The sequence below is a fragment of the Blastococcus sp. SYSU DS0617 genome (assembly GCF_054051075.1).
In genome coordinates this window covers 25,459-42,322 of the sequence record NZ_JBJHAO010000012.1, presented here as the reverse complement: position 1 = coordinate 42,322, position 16,864 = coordinate 25,459, and the positions used below count along the sequence as shown (strand labels likewise).

The following is a 16,864-nucleotide window of genomic DNA, read 5'->3' as shown; positions in this document are numbered from 1 at the left end:
CGGGCGGCGGACGCTGCACCGGCCGTGACCGCTCCCGAGCCCCGGCTGTCCCTGCTCGACCGGGCCCGCACCCGCGCCGGCGAGCCCGATGCGGCGGCGCTGCGGGCGACGGTCGCGCGCGCGGCGTCGGCCGAGCGGCTCGGGTTCGGCCGGTTCTGGGTGGCCGAGCACCACGGGGTCCCCGGCATCGCCGGCGCCGCGCCCGCCGTCCTGCTGGCCGCGGTCGCCGGCGCGGCGTCCACCATCCGGCTGGGTTCGGCCGGCGTGATGCTCCCCCACCACCAGCCGCTCGTCGTCGCCGAGCAGTTCGCCACGCTGACCGCCCTCGCGCCCGGCCGGATCGACCTGGGCCTGGGGCGCTCCCCCGGCTTCACCCCGCCGGTGCGCCGCGCCCTGCGGGAGACCGAGCGCGACTTCGCCGCCGACCTCGCCGAGCTGCGCGCCTTCCTGACCGGGTCCGGCACGATCACCGTGCACCCCCGGCCGGAGGGCGACGTGCCGATGCACGTGCTGGCCACCGGACAGGGGCTGCAGGTGGCCGCCGCGCTCGGGCTGCCGGTGATCGTCGGCGGTCCGATCCTGGGCGTGGCCGGGGACGCCGAGCCCGGGCTCGCGGCGCTCGCCGGGTACCGGCGGGACTTCCGGCCCTCGGAGCAGCTGGCCGGGCCCCGGGTGTCGATCAGCCTGGACGTGCTGGTCGCCGACACGGCCGCCGAGGCCGCGGATCTGCTGCTGCCCGAGGCGTGGGCGATGGCGCTGTCCCGGACCACGGGGACGTTCCCGCCGCTGGAGCCGGTGGCGGCCGTGCGGGCCGCGCCGCGGACGCCCCGTCAGCAGCGCTACCTCGATCAGACGGCCGCCGCGGCGATCGCCGGCACCGCCGCTCAGGTGGAGAGCCGGCTGGCCGAGCTGCTGGAGCACACCGGCGCGGCCGAACTGGTCGCCAGCAGCAGCACCTTCGACCGGGGGGCGCTGGCCGCCTCGGACGCGGCGCTGGCCGGGCTGCTCGGGGTGTCTCCCGTGATCCAGCCGGTGCCGGCAGTCAGCCCGGCGTGACGGCGTCCCGATCCTCGGCGAGCCGGCGGTGGTGGTCGCGCACCATGGCGCGGGTGGCGTAGCTCGAGTACCGCGGCACCCAGCGCGCCAGACCGACGGCACCCAGCAGCCCGACGCCGCCCATGACGGCGATGCCCGTCCCGAGGGTGGCCACGGTCGCCACGGCGGCCGGGACGACCGGTCCGAGCGACTGCCCCACGTCGCTCATCAGGCGGAAGATCGCCAGGAACGAGCGCCGGTCGACCGGCGGCGAGGTGTCCGCGCCGAGGGTCATGATGATGCCCGAGCCGATCCCGTTGCCGAAGGCCATCACCATGGCGACCGCCGTCAGGGTCGCGGCGCTGTCCGTCAGCGGCAGGGCCAGCGTGCCCAGCCCCAGGACGACCATGCAGGGGACGGCGATCCACAGCCGCCCGAGCCGGTCCATCACGTGACCGGACGGGTAGAACAGCGCCATGTCCACGGCGTTGGCGATGCCGAAGATCAGGCTGGTCGTCGTCGCGTCCAAGCCGATGGACTCCGCCCACAGCGGGATCACCGCCACCCGGGCCGCCCGGATGGCGCTGATCGACGCGACCGCGACCCCGAGGGTGAGGAAGAGCCGCCGGTGCCGGCGGAACATCTCCCGCACGCCGACCGGCCCCGCGTGCGCCCCAGCCGCGAGCGGGCCCTGGCCGCTCGCGACCGGCGCGCGCGCCAGGATCGCCGCGGCGACGAGCGAGGCCACGACGGCGACGGCGAACGCCGACCGTGTCCCCCACACCGAGATGACGGCCGCCCCGACGAACGGGCCGATGAACAGGCCGATGCGGAACACGCCCCCGAGGGTGGACATCGCCCGGGCGCGGTGGTGGACGGCGACGACGTCGGCCACGTAGGACTGCCGGGCGAGGTGCATCGTCGCGCCACAGGCGCCCAGCACGAGCAGGGCCACCGCCAGCGCGGCGACGGAGTCGGTCAGCAGCACCGAGAGCATCGCCGCCGCGGAGGCGAGCATCGCCGCGAGCATCGCGCCCTTCTCGCCCACCCGGTCGGCCAGCCAGGCGGCGGGGACGTCGCCCAGGATGGTGCCGATCCCGATGGCGGCGAGCATCAGCCCGGCCACCGTCGTGGAGGCACCGGCGTCGAGGGCGGTGAGGGCGATGACCGGCATGACCGCGCCGTGGCCGATCTCGTAGACCAGCATCGGCAGCATCACCGACGGCCCGATCTGCCGGACGACGGTGCGCAAGGTCGAACTCATCGCCGTGGTTCCTCGTCCCCGCTCGGTGGCCTGTCCCGGTCAAGCATGAGACATCAGGGGCCGACGACTCGTGCGCCGGGCGCCGCCGACGCGCAGGTTACGTTCCCGCCATGGCAACGACGGCGCTGCTGGTGCTCGACCTCGTCGGCACCTTCGCCTTCGCGCTCAACGGTGCGCTGACCGCCCTGCGCGCCACCCGGCTGGACATCGTCGGCGTGATCACCCTCGGCATGATCACCGCCCTCGGCGGTGGCACCATCCGGGACGTCTTCCTCGACGCGCTGCCGCCGGCCACCTTCCTCGACTGGCGCTACCTGGCCGTGGCCGCCGCCGGCGGGCTGATCGCCTTCCTCACCGGCCACCACCTGGACCGGATCAACGGCACGATCACCGTCCTCGACGCCGCCGGGCTGAGCCTGTTCGCCGTCACCGGCGCACTCAAGGCGGTCGATCTCGGCTTCGGCCCCGCCCAGGCGGTCATCGTCGGTGCGATCACCGGGGTGGGCGGCGGCACGCTGCGCGACGTGCTGATCCGCCAGGTGCCGTCGGTGCTCAGCAGCGGCCTCTACGCCGTGCCCGCGCTGGTCGGCGCCACCGTGGTCGTGGTCGCCGACCTGCTCGACGCCCGCGGCCCGATCGCCGCCGTCGCGGCCGCCGCGGTGTGCTTCGCGATCCGCATGCTCGGCGTCCGCTTCGGCGTCGACGCGCCCTTCCCGCCCGGTGCGCGGCGGCGCGAGCCCGGATAGTTGCGCAGAAGCATGGTGGCCGACGTCACCGACCCGATCGGGTCGACCGGCGGGCACGAGCACCCCGGCGCAGGTCACAGTCGAGAGCGACGCAGACTCGTCGGGTTTGCACCCTCCTCGCCTCCGGAGTCCCACACGTGAGATTGACCCGTTCCTCCGTAGTCCTCGCCGTCATCGGCGTGCTGCTGATCGTCGCCGCCGCGGTCGTCCGCTTCGTCGTCGTCCCCTCGGTCACCAAGCTCCCGACCGACCTCGACGTCACCCTCGAGTTCGAGGGCACGTACGACGGCATCAACCCGGGCGTGCTCACGGGCTCGTCGACCGAGGTGCTGGCGGAGGACGTGCCCATCGAGGCGACGCGCAACGTCCTGGCCGAGTCCGTGGACGGCGACCACGAGATCGTCCGCCGCACGGACGAGCGCAGCATCGGCGACGGTGACCCCGCCAAGACCGTGGTCCGCTTCAACGTCGACCGCGAGACCGCCGAGGCGGGTCCGGCACCCGAGGGCGCCGAGGACGTGACCGACGCCGAGGGCCTGGTCTTCACCCTCCCCGTCGACCCCGCCCCCGAGGACGGCGTCTACGAGTACTGGGACCAGTACACGATGCAGGCCACCCCGCTCACCTTCGAGGGTGAGGACACGCTCGGCGGTCGCGACGTCTACCGCTACCGGTCGGTCGCCGAGGGCGAGCTCGCCGACCCGCCGTCGCTGGGCCTGCCGAGCTTCCTGCCCAAGGCGCAGCTGGCCGCGCTCGCGCCCGGGCTCGAGGGCCTGGTGGCCCCCGAGCTGCTGGCCGCGCTGCCGGCGGTGCTGCCCTCGCTGCCCACCTCGATCCCGATCGAGTGGACCTCGAGGACCACGACCCTCGTCGACGCCGACCAGGAGCTGGGCGCGACCATCGCCGGAGGGAGCACCCAGGAGGTCACCGGCTCGCTGGACCTGGGTGTCACGACGGTGGACGTCCCCTTCGCGACCATCGACATCTACTCCACCGACGAGTCGATCGAGACGCGCGGGGACCAGGTGGCCGACGACTCGCAGCTGCTGAAGCTGGTCGGCACGATCCTGCCGATCGTGCTGCTGGTGCTGGGCCTCCTGGCGCTGGTGGCGGCACTGCTCCTCGCCCGCCGCGCGGCCGCCCGGACCACGACGCCGGTCGCGACCGGGTCGAACTCCGCCTGACCCGCACCACCTGATCGACGACGGGCCCGTCCCCGGGGGAACTCCCCGGAGCCGGGCCCGTCGTCGTCCGGGCGTGCCGTCGTCAGCCCACCGGGGCCGGCGCGGGCAGATCCACCAGCTCGGCCAGCCGGGCACGGTGGGCGGCCGGGGTGCCGAAGGCGATCTGGTCGGCCTTGGCCCGCTTGAGGTAGAGGTGGGCGGGGTGCTCCCACGTCATGCCGATCCCGCCGTGCAGCTGGACGGCCTCCTCGGCCGCCTTGACCGCGACGTCGGAGCAGAACGACTGGGCCACCGCGGTGGCCACGGCGGTGTCGGAGGCCTCCTCGGCCGTCGCCGCCGCCGCGTACCGCGCCGCGGCGCCCGCCGACTCGACGGCCGCGTACAGGTCGGCCAGCCGGTGCTTGAGGGCCTGGTAGCCACCGACCACGCGGCCGAACTGCCGGCGGTCCTTGAGGTAGGCGATCGTCGTGGTCAGGCACCACTGCGCGACGCCGTACTGCTCGGAGGTGAGCAGCGCGGCACCGACCTCGAGACCGCGGCGCACGGCGTCCCCGCCCTCGCCGGCACCCAGCAGCTCCTGCCCCGCCGCGCCCTCGAGGGTCACGTCGGCGAGCTGGCGGCTCATGTCGAGCGAGACGACGGGCTCGATGCGCGCGTCCGCGGCCGGCACCGCGTACACGGCGGTGCCGCCGGCCGTGGCGACCGGCACCAGGAGGACGTCGGCCTCGAGGGCGCCCGCGACGCTGCGGGCGCTCCCGCTGATCCGGCCGCCCTCGGCGGAGAAGGCCGGGGCCTCCTCGCCCGGCCCGGCCGACAGCGGGAGGACCAGCGCCGCGGTGCGCTCGCCGGCCGCCAGGCCGGCCAGCAGCTCGTCGGCCGCGCCACCCGGCTGGGCGGCCAGCAGCACGGTCGTGGCGACGACGCTGCTGGTCAGGAACGGCACCGGCGCGACGGACCGGCCCAGCTCCTCGAGCACCACGGCGGCCTCGCGGACCGAGGCCCCCGCACCGCCGCGCTCCTCGGGGATCAGCAGGCCGGCGAGCCCGAGGTCGCCGGCGACCGCGCGCCAGAGCGGGTCCACGACTGACCGGTCGCCGTCGTAGACCGCCGCCACGGACGCGGCCTCGCTGCGGGCGGCGACCAGGTCACGGACGCTGCTGCGCAGGTCGTCCTCGACGTCGGTGTAGAGCAGGTTGAGATCGCTCATCGGGGCAGGTCCTTCCAGGCGATGCCGGTGTCGACGCGCGGCTCGGAGGGGAGTCCGAGCACGCGCTCGGAGATGACGTTGCGCAGGATCTCCGAGGTGCCGCCCTCGATGGAGTTGCCCTTGGCGCGCAGGTAGCGGTAGGCCGCGTCGCGGCCGGTGAAGTCCACGTGCTGCGGACGCTTCATGGTCCAGTCGGAGGCCCGCAGGCCCTCGTCGCCGAGCAGCTCCAGCTCCATGCCGCTGGCCTCCTGGGCGATCCGGGCGAAGGTCAGCTTCATGGCCGAGCCCTCGGGGCCGGGCTCGCCGGCGGCCAGCTTCTGCCGCAGCCGCTGGCCGGTCATGCGGGCCACCTCGTTGTCCACCCAGAGCCGCATGAGCTTGTCGTGCTGGCCGGCGCCCCGCCGCTCGGGGTGCTCGCGCCAGGTCTTCGCCAGCACGCCGACCATGCCGCTCTCCCGGCCTCCGCCACCGCCGCCGATGGCCACGCGCTCGTTGTTGAGAGTGGCGGTGGCGACCTTCCAGCCCTGCCCCTCGTCCCCGAGCCGCTGGCTGTCCGGGATGTGCACGTCGGTGAGGAAGACCTCGTTGAACTCGGCCTCACCGGTGATCTGCCGCAGCGGCCGCACGTCGACGCCGGGGGCGTCCATGTTGCACAGGAAGTAGCTCAGCCCGGCGTGCTTGGCCACCTCGGGGTTGGTGCGGGCGACCAGGATCGCCATCTGCGCCTTGTGCGCGCTCGACGTCCACACCTTCTGGCCGTTCACCACCCAGTCGCCGCCCTCCCGGACGGCGCGGGTGCTGACGGCCGCGAGGTCGGAGCCGGCGCCGGGCTCGCTGAACAGCTGGCACCAGACCTGCTCGCCGGTCCACAGCGGGCGGAGGAACTTCTTCTTCTGCTCCTCGGTGCCGAAGGCGAGGATGGTCGGCGCGGCCATGCCCAGGCCGATGCCGTTGCCCCGCGGGTTGTTGTCGGGCGCGCCGGCGGCGGCGAACTGGGCGTCCACCTGGCCCTGGTAGGAGCGGGGCAGGCCGAGCCCGCCGTGCCCGGGCGGGAAGTTGACCCAGGCGAGCCCGGCGTCGTACCGGGCACGGAGGAAGTCCAGCCGGTCCATGGTCGTGTGGTCGTGCTCCGCGAGGAAGTCGGCGACCCGCTGGCGCAGGTCCTCCCCCACGGTTCGGGCGTCGGTCGTCGTCATGGTGTGCTCCAGTCGGATCGGGGCGGTCGGAGGGGTCGGGGGGCGGGCGCCGTCACTGCTGGGCGGGCACCCGGTCGGCCAGCAGCTGGGACCGCCGGACCTTGCCGGCTTCGTCCCGCAGCGGCTCGTCGACCAGCTCGAACGTGCGCGGCTGCTTGTAGCGCACCAGCCGCTCCGCCAGGTGACGGCGGAGGTCGTCGAGGTCGACGGCGTCGAGCCCGGGCGCCGGCTGCACGATCGCGTGCACCACTTGGCCCAGGTCGTCGTCGGGCAGGCCGATGACGGCGCTGGAGGCGATCTGCGGGTGCTCCTCCAGCGCGGCCTCGACCTCGGCCGGGTACACGTTCGAGCCGCCGACGAGGATCATGTCGGTGCGCCGGTCGGCCAGGTACAGGTAGCCGTCCTCGTCCAGCCAGCCGACGTCGCCGAGGGACTCCCAGTCCCCACGGGTGCGCGCCTCCGCGCCGATGTAGCGGTAGGAGGGCCCCATGCCGGGGGCGCGCCGCAGGTAGACCTCCCCGACCGTCCCCGGAGGCAGCTGCTCGCCGTCGGGACCGAGGATGGTCATCTCGCCGTAGGCCACCTTGCCGACCGAGCCACGGTGCTCCAGCCACTCGGTCCCGCTGATGATCGTGCCGGCCTGCGCCTCGGTGCCGGCGTAGAGCTCCATGAGCACCTCGGGCCCGACCCAGTCGATCCACACCTGCTTGAGCCAGGGCGGGCACGGGGCGGCCAGGTGCCAGACGACCTCGAGGGAGGAGAGGTCGTAGCCGTCGCGGACGTCGGCCGGCAGCCGCCAGATGCGGCTCATCATCGCCGGCACGAGGTAGAGCCAGGTGGCACGGTGGCGCTCGACCAGGCGGAGGGTCCCCTCGGCGTCGAACCGTGGCATGAGCACCAGCGTCGAGCCGTTGAGCAGCCCGGCCATGGCGCTGGTGAAGGGCCCGTTGTGGTACAGCGGGCCGGGCATGAGCATGGTGCCGCCGGGACGGTGCTTCCACACCGCGACGCCGAAGGGTTCGACGACGCCGGCCTGCGCGGACACGATGAGCTTGGGCCGGCCGGTGCTGCCGCCCGACGTCGGCGCCTTGTAGGCCGGTGAGACCACCGTGGGCAGCGGGCTGTCGTCCTCGACCTCGCTCAGCAGCTCGTCGACGTCGACGATCGGGCGGTCCAGCTCCATGCCCGCCCGGGCGATGACCAGCGGCGGCCCGGCGAGCTCGACGATGCCCTGCAGCTCGAGCGGCGGCAGCGCCGCGGACACCGGCTGCGGGACCGCGCCGGCCTTCCAGCAGGCGACGCACGCCTCGACGAACTCCACGCTGTTCGGCAGGCCGATGGTGAGCAGGTCACCGAGGACCACCCCCCGTGCGAGCAGGGCCCGGGCGAGCCGGTTGGTGCGGCGGTCCAGCTCGGTCCAGCTGCGCGAGACGTCCTCGCAGACGACCGCGGGCGCGTCGCCGTACCGGTCGGCCAGCTCCGCGACGCGGACGCCGATGGGCACCGGCGGTGGCGGGTCCTCGACGTCCCCGACGCTCTGCGCGGTCTCGGTCATCGGGTGCCTCCACGGTGCGCGCGGGTCCGGTGCCGGAGCGTTCGACGCGGGCGCACTGCCCCGGTCGCGCGGCTCGCCTCCGACGGTCAGAGCGGGCACGACCCCGGATCGTCCGGGCCGCGCCCACCGTGAGCGGGCCCACATCGGCCCGTGTTTTCGGACTGTAACGCAGGCCTCAGCGCGGGCGTGAGGGCCGCTGCCGACCCTGTGCACCACGCCCAAGGACGGCGCGCGCGGACCCGGCAGACCGCCGGGGCGGACCCGGTCTCAGCGCCGGATCGGCCTCCCGGAGCGCCCGCCGACCCCGTGGGTGGAACGGTTCCGGGACGGGACGGAGGAGGTGGAGGCGGGGTCGCCGTCGGCGATGCTCCCCGCGCGGGAGCGCGCCTCCAGCCACGACCGCCACTCCGCGGACCGGCTGTCCGACGGGGTGCTCGCGCCGATCAGCAGGAAGCACACCGCGATGACGATCACGAGCCCCAGCAGGACGAGCAGGACGACCCAGCCGTGCAGCGGCGGCACCGTCAGGCTGCCGGGCGGCGGTGCGTTCGGATCGGGTCCCATGCCACGAGGGTGCCTGCCGCAGCGAGGGTCGGCAGCCGCTGCGGGGGGCGCCTCACCCCCGCGGGCGAGACGCTCCGACGTCCGACCGGGTGAACCCTCCCCGTCCGGGTGATGCGACTGTCCGTGGTCGAGCGCGCACGTTCCGCCCCACCTAGCGTCGTTCCCGATACCGGTACTCCTGGGGAAGCAGGTGGGATGAGCATCGAGCTGCATGCCGACAGCGGGGTGGACGGCGACACCGGCCTCCTCCCCCGTGCGGGCACGACCGACCGCGCGCGTCCGGACGTGCCGGCCGGCCTGGACAGGGTGCTCGAAGCCGCACCGATGTTCCGCCGTGCGCTGGCCGGCTACGACCGCTTCGAGGTCGAGTCCTACGTCCAGTGGGCCGAGACCGAGCTGGCCACGGCCGAGCGCGAGCGCGAGCACCTGCTCGCCCGCCAGCTCGAGACCGGTGCCGCCCTCGACGAGGCCCGTGAACTGCTCGGGCACTCCGCAGGTGGCGGTGAGTTCCTCCAGCTCTCCCGGCACATGGGGTCCATGCTCGCCGCCGCCGCGGACGAGGCCGAGGCCATCCGCGCGGAGGCCGACGCCGTCCGGCAGGACGCCACCGCGTTCGCGCAGGAGGTCGGCGCCGAGGCCCGTCGCGTGGCGGCCGACGCCGCCGACGCCGCGGAACGGGTGCTGGCCCAGGCACGATCGGCCGCGGCGGAGAAGGTCGAGCACGCCCGTCGCACCCTCGCCGTCGCCGAGGAGACCCGGGACCGGGTGCGGGCCGAAGTCGAGGCCCGCGTCGCCGAGGTGCGCCGGCTGGAGGAGCGGGCCGCCGGGGACGCGGAGCGGGTCCGCGAGCGGGCCGCCCACGAGGCCGCCACGGCTCGCCTCCAGGCACGCGACGACGTGGTGCGGATGCTCGCCGTCGGCCGCGAGGAGCGACGCCGGGCCGACGCCGAGGCCACCGCGGCACGCGAGCGACTGGACCGGGACGCCGCCGCGCGCACCGCTGCGCTCCTCGCGGACGTCGCCGTCCTCGAGGAGCGACGCGCCACCCTGCGCACGGAGGTGGAGCAGCTCGCCGCCGCCGTCCCCGGGCCGGCCGGCGGCAGCCGGAGCCGCTCACTGCTCGGGCGGCTCGGGTGGTCGCAACGGTCGGCCCAGCTCAGGAACGCGGTGCCGCTCCTCCGGAGGTGAGTGCGGCGACGACGGCGGGATAGGCGCCGTCGGCCGCCGCGCGCAGCTCCTCGTCGGTCCGGTCCTGCACCGGGTGCGGCAGCAGCACGAACGGTGCGGGGAAGCCGAGCGCGGCGCCCTGCAGCCGGGCGGCGTCGGCGAACACCTCGCTGGCGAGGAAGACCCCCACCACGCCACGGCGCTCGAGGTCGGCGATGTCGTGCACACTGCACGACGTGCACGAGCCCTAATCGGCCAGTGCCTCGATGACCACCTCGCACTGCTCGGCGATCTCGTGCCGGAGGTCGACCGGCGCAGTCCGGGCGAAGGTGGGCTTGCGGTAGCGGCGGACCACCGCCCCGTCGGCGGTGAGCAGCTCCTCGAGGCGGTCGAGCACGACGTCGCCGCGGGCCTTGCTGATGTCGAGCAGGCCGACGCTGCGGGCGCGCAGCGACGCCGGGCGCGGCAGCAGTTCCCGCGCCGACGGCCGGCGCTCCCCCGTGGGGTCCAGGACGGTTCTCATGTGCGCACCTCTCTGGTCACGGGGGCGCTGCCCGTGGCACCGGACACCCACCCGCCGACGATCGCACTGAACAGGCCGGCATCGCCGCCGGCGTGCACCACCAGCAGGCCGCCCGGCCGGAACTTGGGCAGCTGGGTCCCGGCCAGCCCCTCGGGCACGCCCTCCGCGATGCCGGCGGCCCCGCGGAGCAGCTCGTCGGCGGACAGGGTGAGCAGCTCCCCGAGCTCGGCGAGCAGCCGGGCGCGGTCCCAGCCGGCCTCCCGGAAGACCCGTCCGTGCTCCGGCGAGACGACGAGCATCGCGTCGAAGGCCATGGGCAGCTTGGGATGCCCGTTGACCCGCAGGCAGGACGCGAACGTCCGGGCCAGGGACTCGGGCGTCCGGCTCAGCTGGTCGACGACGGGCTGCACACCCGAGCCGGCGAAGAGGGTGACCGCGTCGCCGGGGACGCCGCGGTCGGCCGCCAGCGGCGCGAACGGGCTGCCCCCCTCCCGTTCGGCGAAGCAGGAGGTGAACTTGCCGGGGTTGCCCAGGGTGGCGCGGTCGATCTCGCCGGGGCGGCCGCCGCCCACGTTGCGGACGACGAGCTGCAGGGCCCGGCCGATGGTGGCGTTGGCGCGGTTGCCCTGCCCGAGGGCGTTGACGCCGCTGTTCATGCCGATCCGGGCCGCGACCGGGCCGTTCACCACGATCGTCGGGCCGGAGAAGTACGTCGTCGCCAGGAGGCCGTGCAGCGCGAACTCCTCGGTGCAGGCGGCCTCCAGCGCGGCCAGCACCACGGGCAGGTGCTCGGGGAGACAGCCTGCCATCACCGCGTTGACGGCCACCTTCTCGACCGTGCACTCGACGAGGTCGGGCGGCACGACGGCGACCACGTCACCAGGGTCGCGGGTGGTGCCGCGCAGCATGCGCAGGACCCGCTCCGGGGTGGGCGGGACGACGGGCAGCCCGTCGGTCCAGCCGCGGTCGAACATCGCCTCGTGCTCGTCCTCGAGATCGGCCAGCTCCACCCGGCGGCTGCCGAGGCCGCTGCCGCCGTAGCGCGCCTCGAGGGCGTCGATCCGGAACGGGTCGACCGACAGGGAACCGCAGCCGGGGCGGTGTTCGGGCAGGTCGGGTCCCAGGCCGGGAGTGCCGGTGAGGCCCTCCCACTGCTCCCGGCTCCAGCCCACGACGCGGGCCGTCTCGGCGCCGTCCTCGATGCGCATCAGCGTCGGGACGGTCTCGATGCCGAGGCGGTAGGAGAGCTCGAGCTCGGTGTCGTCGCCGTCGAACCACCCTGCGTCGTCCTGGCACCACACCGCGGCACCCAGGTCGCGGAGCACCGGCTCGACGAGGACGCAGGTCGGGCAGTCGCGCTTCACCACGGCCACGAGACCGTCGGGAAGCCGCATCGTCGGACGGTAGCGCACCGGAGCGCTCCTGGCGCCTGGCCATGTCGGGTCGTTGCAGGTGCAGGTGCAGGTGCCGGTGTCGCTGTCGGTGTCGGGACGCTCCCGTCAAGACCTCTCTGCGATCTGCGGACAGGCCTCTGAGCTGCGCATTCGACTGGTACAGCACCCCACCAGGCGGTAAGCTTCGTACATGTGTTCGACCGTCTGTGCGACTCCGACTGCGTGCCTCGCCGGTGCGCTGGAGGCACTGGCCGATCAGGACCTGAAGTCGTCGTTCGGGCCCGCCGTGCTCGAACGGACCAACACGCTGCTGCGGGCGCGGAACCGGCTGGACGCCGAGCTCGCCCGGACGGTGCGCGAGGGTGAGCTGACCCAGGCGGCCGAGCACGACGGCAAGGCCTCGATGGCGTCCTGGCTGCGCGGGCACCACCGGCTGTCCAAGAGCGAGGCCGGTCGGCTGGTGCGCACTGGACGGGCCCTGGAGCAGCTCCCGGTGCTGGCCGCGGCGGCGTCGGCCGGGGCGGTGACCGCGGAGGCGGTGAACGCGATCGCGCCGGTCGCCGCACCGGACGCGCTCGCCGCCGCCGACGCGCAGGGCGTGGACGTCGGGGAGATCGACGCGGCCCTGACCCGGGCGGCGATGACCGCGCCGCACGCCGACCTGCGCCAGGCCGTCGGGCACTACCTGGCCCGCCTCGACCCCGACGGCCCCGAACCGGACCCCACCGAGCAGCGGTCGCTCACGATTGCCCGGCACACCGACGGGTCGGTGTCCTTCCACGGAACCCTCGACGCCGTGGGCGGGGAGAAGTTCCAGGCCTCGATCGAGTCGATCCAGCAGGCCAACCGGCCCGCCGGGGACACCCGCACCCGCGCCCAGCAGGCCGGGGATGCACTCGTGCAGCTCGCCGACAACGCACTCGCGTCCGGGAACCTGCCGACGTTGCGCGGGCACCACCCGCACGTGGTGGTGACCCTCGACCTGGCGGACCTGGTCGACCCGCACTCGACCGGCGCCGGGGCGGGACGCACCGGGTTCGGCGGCATCATCTCCGCCGCGAAGGCCCGCTGGCTGGCCTGTGGTGGCAACGTCACCCGCGTCGTCATCGGCCCCGACAGCCAGCCGCTCGACCTGGGCCGCAACACCCGCCTGTTCCCACCGCACCTGCGCCGCGCGGTCGAGGTACGGGACCGGCACTGCGTGTTCGCCGGCTGCGATGCCCCGTCCTACTGGTGCGACGTCCACCATCTCGTGCACTGGATCGACGACGGTGACACCGACCTCGACAACTCAGCCCTGCTCTGCGAACGGCACCACACCAAGGTTCACCACGGCTTCCGGGTCGAACGACAACCCGACGGCCGATGGCAGACCTGGCGCCCCGACGGCACCGAGATCGTCATCTCCGAACCGTTCCTCGTCTCCGCCTGACCGGTAGGCACGCCTCCTCGCCGGCGCCCTCCTCTGCCTTCCCTGCGCCGTGCCTGACAGGCGGGGGCCGCCTCGCCGGTACCGGCCGGCCCCCCGACCCGCCGGTACCCGCCCGGGCCGCGGGCGGTGCCGATGAACGCCCGAGCGAGGCCGCGCCGACACGCCCGCGGCCCGGCGTCGGTCTGGGAGACTCCAGGGGTGGCACTGCTCGGGGAGTACGAGCCCAGCACGGTGCCGTGGGTGCGCGAGGAGGTCGAGCACCTCGAGCGGACCGGCCAGGGACTGCGGGGGCGCGCCGTCGTGCTGCTCACCACCGTGGGTGCGCGCAGCGGCAAGCTGCGGAAGACGCCACTGATGCGCGTGACCCATGGCGGCGTCTACGCCGCGGTGGCCTCGACCCGGGGCGGCGACGCACACCCGCACTGGTACGCCAACGCCCTGGCCCACCCGCAGGTGGAACTGCGTGACGGCGACCGGGTGCTCTCCCTGCTGGCCCGCGAGGTGACCGGCGCCGAACGCGGGCGGTGGTGGTCGCTGGCCTGCACCACGTTCCCGTCCTACGTCGAGTACCAGCGGCGGACCGGTCGCCGGATCCCCGTGCTCCTGCTCGAACCGCCCGTCCAGCCCTAGTGCTCCGCCGCAGCCGCCGGCGCTCCTCCAGGTCGGCGAGCCGCTCGTCGTCCTGCTCCCGGGTCAGCCGGCGGTTCTGCACGGCGGCGGCGATGCGCTGCCGGAGGTCGCTCAGCCGGGCGTGACCTCGTAGGTGTGCCCGGCTGCGCGCAGCCGCTCGACGAGGACGTCGCCGAAGGCGGTCGCGGGCGTCAGCGACCCGGCGCGGTCGGGCAACCGGTCCTCGTCGAGGGCCAGGGCGAGCGCGGACTCCCCCAGCATCACCGCGGTCGCGGCGTAGCCCGGGTCGCCCTTCCCGGCGGCGACGGCGGTGTAGCGGCGACCGGACTCCGTCGTCGCCTCGACGTCCATGCGGAACCAGCCCTTCTGCCGCACCTCCTCGCTCGGCCCGGTCCCGGGCGCGGGCAGCACCCGGTCGAGCAGGCCACGCGTGGGCCCGAAGCTCATCGCGGACACCGCGCCGACCAGGCCCGCGGTGACGATCGCCGCCGTCACCGCCCCGCGCGGTCCGCTGCCCGCGCCCATGGCCTCGCCGTAGCTGAACTCCCGGCCGTAGGCCCAGTCCTGCAGCGCGTTGCTGCGCCGGACGATGCGGGTGTTGAACGAGGCCATCACGAACGCCGCGGTCCACCGCCCGTCCGAGGAGCGCTCGGGCATGCCGGCGTCCCGGGGCTGCCGGGTCTTCGGCTCGGCGGCCCGGTCCGGGCTCAGGGCGTACGGGTCGCTGACGACGCGGCGCCGCGACGGGTCCTCCTTCAGCGCCTCGACCTGCGCGCGCATCGAGTCGATCGTGCCGCCGCTGAAGCCGCCGCGGAGGGTCGCCACCAGCTGCACGTCGCGGAGCCCTCCGGCACCGTCCGCGCGGGCTCGCTCGGCGAGGAGGAACGCACTCAGGTCCGACGGGATCGAGTCGTAGCCGCAGGCGTGCACGATCCGGGCGCCGGTGCCGCGCGCGACCTCGTCCACCCGGTCGATCGCGTCCCGCACGAACAGCACCTCACCGGTGAGGTCGGCGTAGTGGGTGCCGGCTGCGGCGCAGGCCTCGACCAGCGGCATGCCGTAGCGGGCGTAGGGGCCGACGGTGGTGACGACGACGCGGGTGCCGCGGGCCAGCGCCGCCATCGACGCCGGGTCGGACGCGTCGGCCTCGATCAGCGGCCACGCGGCAGCCGCCGCCGGGAGGGCCGCCCGGGCCTCCTCCAGCCGCGCACGCGACCGCCCGGCGAGGGCGATGCGCAGGCCTGCAGGGGCGTGCTCGGCCAGATAGGCGGCGAGCAGCTTCCCGACGAAGCCGGTCGCCCCGAAGACGACGAGGTCGGAGTCGCGTGCGCTGTCGGTCATGCACGCATGCTTACCGGGCCCTCTGCCCCGCACGCACCCCGGGCGGCGCCGGGCCGTCGGTGCCGGCTGCCACGATGGGCCCGTGCTGCTCGCCGAGGTCGTCGCCGCCTCCGCCCGGGCCGCCGCCACGCGGTCCCGCACGGCGAAGGCCGCCGTGATCGCCGAGCTGCTGCGCCGGGCCGACGTGGCCGAGGTCCAGCCGGTCACCGCCTGGCTGTCGGGCGACACCGGCCAGGGCCGCCTCGGTGTCGGCTGGCGCACCCTCGCGCAGCGGACGGGGCCCGTCGCCGAGCAACCCTCGCTGACCGTGTCCGCCGTGGTGGCCGCGCTCACCGAGCTGGCGACGACGTCCGGCGCGGGGTCGGCCGCCCGGCGCGAGGCCTGCCTCACCGGCCTGCTCTCGGCCGCCACGGTCGAGGAGCAGCGCTTTCTCGGCAGCCTGCTCACCGGCGAGCTGCGCCAAGGAGCCCTGGAGGGCGTCGTCCTCGATGCGGTGGCCACCGCGGCCGGCGTCCAGCCCGCGACCGTGCGCCGGGCCTTCATGCTCTCGGGCCGGCTGCCCGAGACCGCCGCCACGGCCCTGTCCGGTGGCACCGCGGCGCTGGAGGCGGTGCGGCTGCGGGTGGGGCGGCCGGTGCGGCCCATGCTGGCCAGCCCCGGCTCCTCGCTGGACGGCGCACTGGCCGACCTCGGCAGCGACGTCACGGTGGAGTTCAAGCTCGACGGCGCCCGCATCCAGGTGCACCGGGACGGCGACGACGTCCGCGTCTGGACCCGGACCCTGCGCGAGATCACCGACGGCGTCCCCGAGCTGGTGGCGCTGGTGCGGTCGCTCCCCTGCCGCAGCGCCGTCCTGGACGGCGAGACGCTGGCGCTCGACGACGACGGCCGGCCCCGCGCCTTCCAGGACACGCTGAGCCGCTTCGGCAGCGACGCGGCGGACGCGGGGGTGCTGCTCAGCCCGTTCTTCTTCGACCTCCTGCACGTGGACGGGCGCGACCTGCTCGACGAGCCGCTGCGGGTGCGCCTCGATGCCCTGGCGGAGCTGCTCGCCGACGAGTCGCACGCACCCCTGCGCATGCCCGGCGTACGTCGGCCCGACACCGCGCAGGCCGCGCAGGTGCTGGACGGCGCGCTGGCCGGTGGCCACGAGGGCGTCGTGGTCAAGGCGCTGGACGCGCCCTACGCGGCGGGCCGGCGGGCCGGCGGGGCAAGGCGTGGCAGAAGGTCAAGCCGGTGCACACGCTCGACCTGGTCGTCCTCGGCGCCGAGTGGGGCTACGGCCGCCGCACCGGGTCGCTGTCCAACATCCACCTCGGCGCCCGGGATCCCGACGGCGGCGAGCCGGTCATGGTGGGCAAGACGTTCAAGGGCATGACCGACGAGCTGCTGGCGTGGCAGACGGCGACCTTCCCCGACCTGGCCCGCGAGCGCCCGGACTGGGGCGTCCTGCTGCGGCCCGAGCTCGTCGTCGAGATCGCCGTCGACGGCGCGCAGCGCAGCACCCGCTACCCCGGCGGCGTCGCCCTGCGGTTCGCCCGCGTGCTGCGCTACCGGCCGGACAAGACCCCCGCCGAGGCCGACACCGTCGACGCGGTGCGGACGCTGCGTGCGCCCTGACCCCGC

At 75.0% G+C, this 16,864-nt stretch carries 15 protein-coding genes and 1 pseudogene; 8 read left to right on the top strand and 8 right to left on the bottom strand.

What is annotated here, in order from left to right; translation table 11 throughout:
• The first annotated feature begins 24 nt into the window (after nucleotides 1-24).
• On the top strand, nucleotides 25-1,056 hold the full coding sequence (locus ACI793_RS13940) for an MsnO8 family LLM class oxidoreductase (protein ID WP_456606973.1): 1,032 nt from the start codon (nucleotides 25-27) through the stop codon (nucleotides 1,054-1,056).
• Here ACI793_RS13940 and ACI793_RS13935 read toward each other — a convergent pair.
• The gene (locus ACI793_RS13935; RefSeq protein WP_456606972.1) at nucleotides 1,043-2,299 is read right to left on the bottom strand and encodes an MFS transporter; all 1,257 of its coding nucleotides are present in this window, start codon (nucleotides 2,297-2,299) and stop codon (nucleotides 1,043-1,045) included. The two genes, ACI793_RS13940 and ACI793_RS13935, sit on opposite strands and share 14 nt — an antisense overlap.
• A 110-nt stretch (nucleotides 2,300-2,409) precedes the next feature.
• Between ACI793_RS13935 and ACI793_RS13930 the strand changes: the two genes are divergently transcribed.
• Both ACI793_RS13930 and ACI793_RS13925 read left to right on the top strand, forming a co-directional pair.
• Nucleotides 2,410-3,045 (top strand): trimeric intracellular cation channel family protein, encoded by a 636-nt coding sequence (locus ACI793_RS13930; protein WP_456606971.1) that lies wholly within the window; start codon nucleotides 2,410-2,412, stop codon nucleotides 3,043-3,045.
• A gap of 137 nt (nucleotides 3,046-3,182) precedes the next feature.
• Nucleotides 3,183-4,229, top strand: coding sequence for a porin PorA family protein (locus ACI793_RS13925; protein ID WP_456606970.1), 1,047 nt, complete (start codon nucleotides 3,183-3,185; stop codon nucleotides 4,227-4,229).
• Nucleotides 4,230-4,311: 82 nt separating this feature from the next.
• On the opposite strand, the gene ACI793_RS13920 is transcribed toward ACI793_RS13925, so the two are convergent.
• The 4 genes from ACI793_RS13920 to ACI793_RS13905 all read right to left on the bottom strand — a co-directional run bounded on the left by ACI793_RS13920 (nucleotide 4,312) and on the right by ACI793_RS13905 (nucleotide 8,751).
• Nucleotides 4,312-5,436: an acyl-CoA dehydrogenase family protein gene (locus ACI793_RS13920; protein ID WP_456606969.1), complete on the bottom strand. Its 1,125-nt coding sequence runs from the start codon at nucleotides 5,434-5,436 to the stop codon at nucleotides 4,312-4,314.
• Nucleotides 5,433-6,632 carry an acyl-CoA dehydrogenase family protein gene (locus ACI793_RS13915; protein ID WP_456606968.1) on the bottom strand — a complete coding sequence of 400 codons (1,200 nt, stop codon included), beginning with the start codon at nucleotides 6,630-6,632 and terminating at the stop codon, nucleotides 5,433-5,435. Before ACI793_RS13915 ends, ACI793_RS13920 begins: the two co-directional genes overlap by 4 nt.
• A gap of 52 nt (nucleotides 6,633-6,684) precedes the next feature.
• On the bottom strand, nucleotides 6,685-8,187 hold the full coding sequence (locus tag ACI793_RS13910) for an AMP-binding protein (protein ID WP_456606967.1): 1,503 nt from the start codon (nucleotides 8,185-8,187) through the stop codon (nucleotides 6,685-6,687).
• A gap of 267 nt (nucleotides 8,188-8,454) precedes the next feature.
• The gene (locus ACI793_RS13905) at nucleotides 8,455-8,751 is read right to left on the bottom strand and encodes a hypothetical protein (RefSeq protein WP_456606966.1); all 297 of its coding nucleotides are present in this window, start codon (nucleotides 8,749-8,751) and stop codon (nucleotides 8,455-8,457) included.
• Between the two features lie 195 nt (nucleotides 8,752-8,946).
• Here ACI793_RS13905 and ACI793_RS13900 point away from each other — a divergent pair, with 195 nt between their 5' ends.
• The gene (locus tag ACI793_RS13900) at nucleotides 8,947-9,939 is read left to right on the top strand and encodes a hypothetical protein (protein WP_456606965.1); all 993 of its coding nucleotides are present in this window, start codon (nucleotides 8,947-8,949) and stop codon (nucleotides 9,937-9,939) included.
• Here ACI793_RS13900 and ACI793_RS13895 read toward each other — a convergent pair.
• Both ACI793_RS13895 and ACI793_RS13890 read right to left on the bottom strand, forming a co-directional pair.
• A pseudogene (locus tag ACI793_RS13895) lies at nucleotides 9,908-10,441 on the bottom strand (UGSC family (seleno)protein). The gene ACI793_RS13900 and the pseudogene ACI793_RS13895 sit on opposite strands and share 32 nt — an antisense overlap.
• Complete coding sequence (locus ACI793_RS13890; RefSeq protein ID WP_456606964.1) at nucleotides 10,438-11,835, bottom strand: thioredoxin family protein; 1,398 nt, start codon at nucleotides 11,833-11,835, stop codon at nucleotides 10,438-10,440. The pseudogene ACI793_RS13895 and the gene ACI793_RS13890 overlap by 4 nt, the downstream one beginning before the upstream one ends.
• 190 nt (nucleotides 11,836-12,025) lie before the next feature.
• Between ACI793_RS13890 and ACI793_RS13885 the strand changes: the two genes are divergently transcribed.
• Nucleotides 12,026-13,267 carry a DUF222 domain-containing protein gene (locus ACI793_RS13885; RefSeq protein ID WP_456606963.1) on the top strand — a complete coding sequence of 414 codons (1,242 nt, stop codon included), beginning with the start codon at nucleotides 12,026-12,028 and terminating at the stop codon, nucleotides 13,265-13,267.
• 198 nt (nucleotides 13,268-13,465) lie between these two features.
• Nucleotides 13,466-13,897: a nitroreductase family deazaflavin-dependent oxidoreductase gene (locus ACI793_RS13880; RefSeq protein ID WP_456606962.1), complete on the top strand. Its 432-nt coding sequence runs from the start codon at nucleotides 13,466-13,468 to the stop codon at nucleotides 13,895-13,897.
• Between the two features lie 111 nt (nucleotides 13,898-14,008).
• Here the strand turns inward: ACI793_RS13880 and ACI793_RS13875 are convergent, their stop codons facing one another.
• Nucleotides 14,009-15,238 carry a saccharopine dehydrogenase family protein gene (locus tag ACI793_RS13875; RefSeq protein WP_456606961.1) on the bottom strand — a complete coding sequence of 410 codons (1,230 nt, stop codon included), beginning with the start codon at nucleotides 15,236-15,238 and terminating at the stop codon, nucleotides 14,009-14,011.
• Between the two features lie 82 nt (nucleotides 15,239-15,320).
• Between ACI793_RS13875 and ACI793_RS13870 the strand changes: the two genes are divergently transcribed.
• Nucleotides 15,321-16,616, top strand: coding sequence for an ATP-dependent DNA ligase (locus ACI793_RS13870; protein ID WP_456606960.1), 1,296 nt, complete (start codon nucleotides 15,321-15,323; stop codon nucleotides 16,614-16,616).
• Nucleotides 16,589-16,858, top strand: coding sequence for an ATP dependent DNA ligase (locus ACI793_RS13865; protein WP_456606959.1), 270 nt, complete (start codon nucleotides 16,589-16,591; stop codon nucleotides 16,856-16,858). The genes ACI793_RS13870 and ACI793_RS13865 overlap by 28 nt, the downstream gene beginning before the upstream one ends.
• The last annotated feature ends 6 nt before the right edge of the window (nucleotides 16,859-16,864 follow it).

What these genes read in the sequence shown, in the direction of transcription:
- ACI793_RS13935 (WP_456606972.1), bottom strand. Translation starts at nt 2,299, where the DNA reads ATGAGTTCGACCTTGCGCACCGTCGTCCGGCAGATCGGGCCGTCGGTG.
- ACI793_RS13930 (WP_456606971.1), top strand. Translation starts at nt 2,410, where the DNA reads ATGGCAACGACGGCGCTGCTGGTGCTCGACCTCGTCGGCACCTTCGCC.
- ACI793_RS13920 (WP_456606969.1), bottom strand. Translation starts at nt 5,436, where the DNA reads ATGAGCGATCTCAACCTGCTCTACACCGACGTCGAGGACGACCTGCGC.
- ACI793_RS13915 (WP_456606968.1), bottom strand. Translation starts at nt 6,632, where the DNA reads ATGACGACGACCGACGCCCGAACCGTGGGGGAGGACCTGCGCCAGCGG.
- ACI793_RS13910 (WP_456606967.1), bottom strand. Translation starts at nt 8,187, where the DNA reads ATGACCGAGACCGCGCAGAGCGTCGGGGACGTCGAGGACCCGCCACCG.
- ACI793_RS13905 (WP_456606966.1), bottom strand. Translation starts at nt 8,751, where the DNA reads ATGGGACCCGATCCGAACGCACCGCCGCCCGGCAGCCTGACGGTGCCG.
- ACI793_RS13900 (WP_456606965.1), top strand. Translation starts at nt 8,947, where the DNA reads ATGAGCATCGAGCTGCATGCCGACAGCGGGGTGGACGGCGACACCGGC.
- ACI793_RS13890 (WP_456606964.1), bottom strand. Translation starts at nt 11,835, where the DNA reads ATGCGGCTTCCCGACGGTCTCGTGGCCGTGGTGAAGCGCGACTGCCCG.
- ACI793_RS13885 (WP_456606963.1), top strand. Translation starts at nt 12,026, where the DNA reads ATGTGTTCGACCGTCTGTGCGACTCCGACTGCGTGCCTCGCCGGTGCG.
- ACI793_RS13875 (WP_456606961.1), bottom strand. Translation starts at nt 15,238, where the DNA reads ATGACCGACAGCGCACGCGACTCCGACCTCGTCGTCTTCGGGGCGACC.
- ACI793_RS13865 (WP_456606959.1), top strand. Translation starts at nt 16,589, where the DNA reads ATGGTGGGCAAGACGTTCAAGGGCATGACCGACGAGCTGCTGGCGTGG.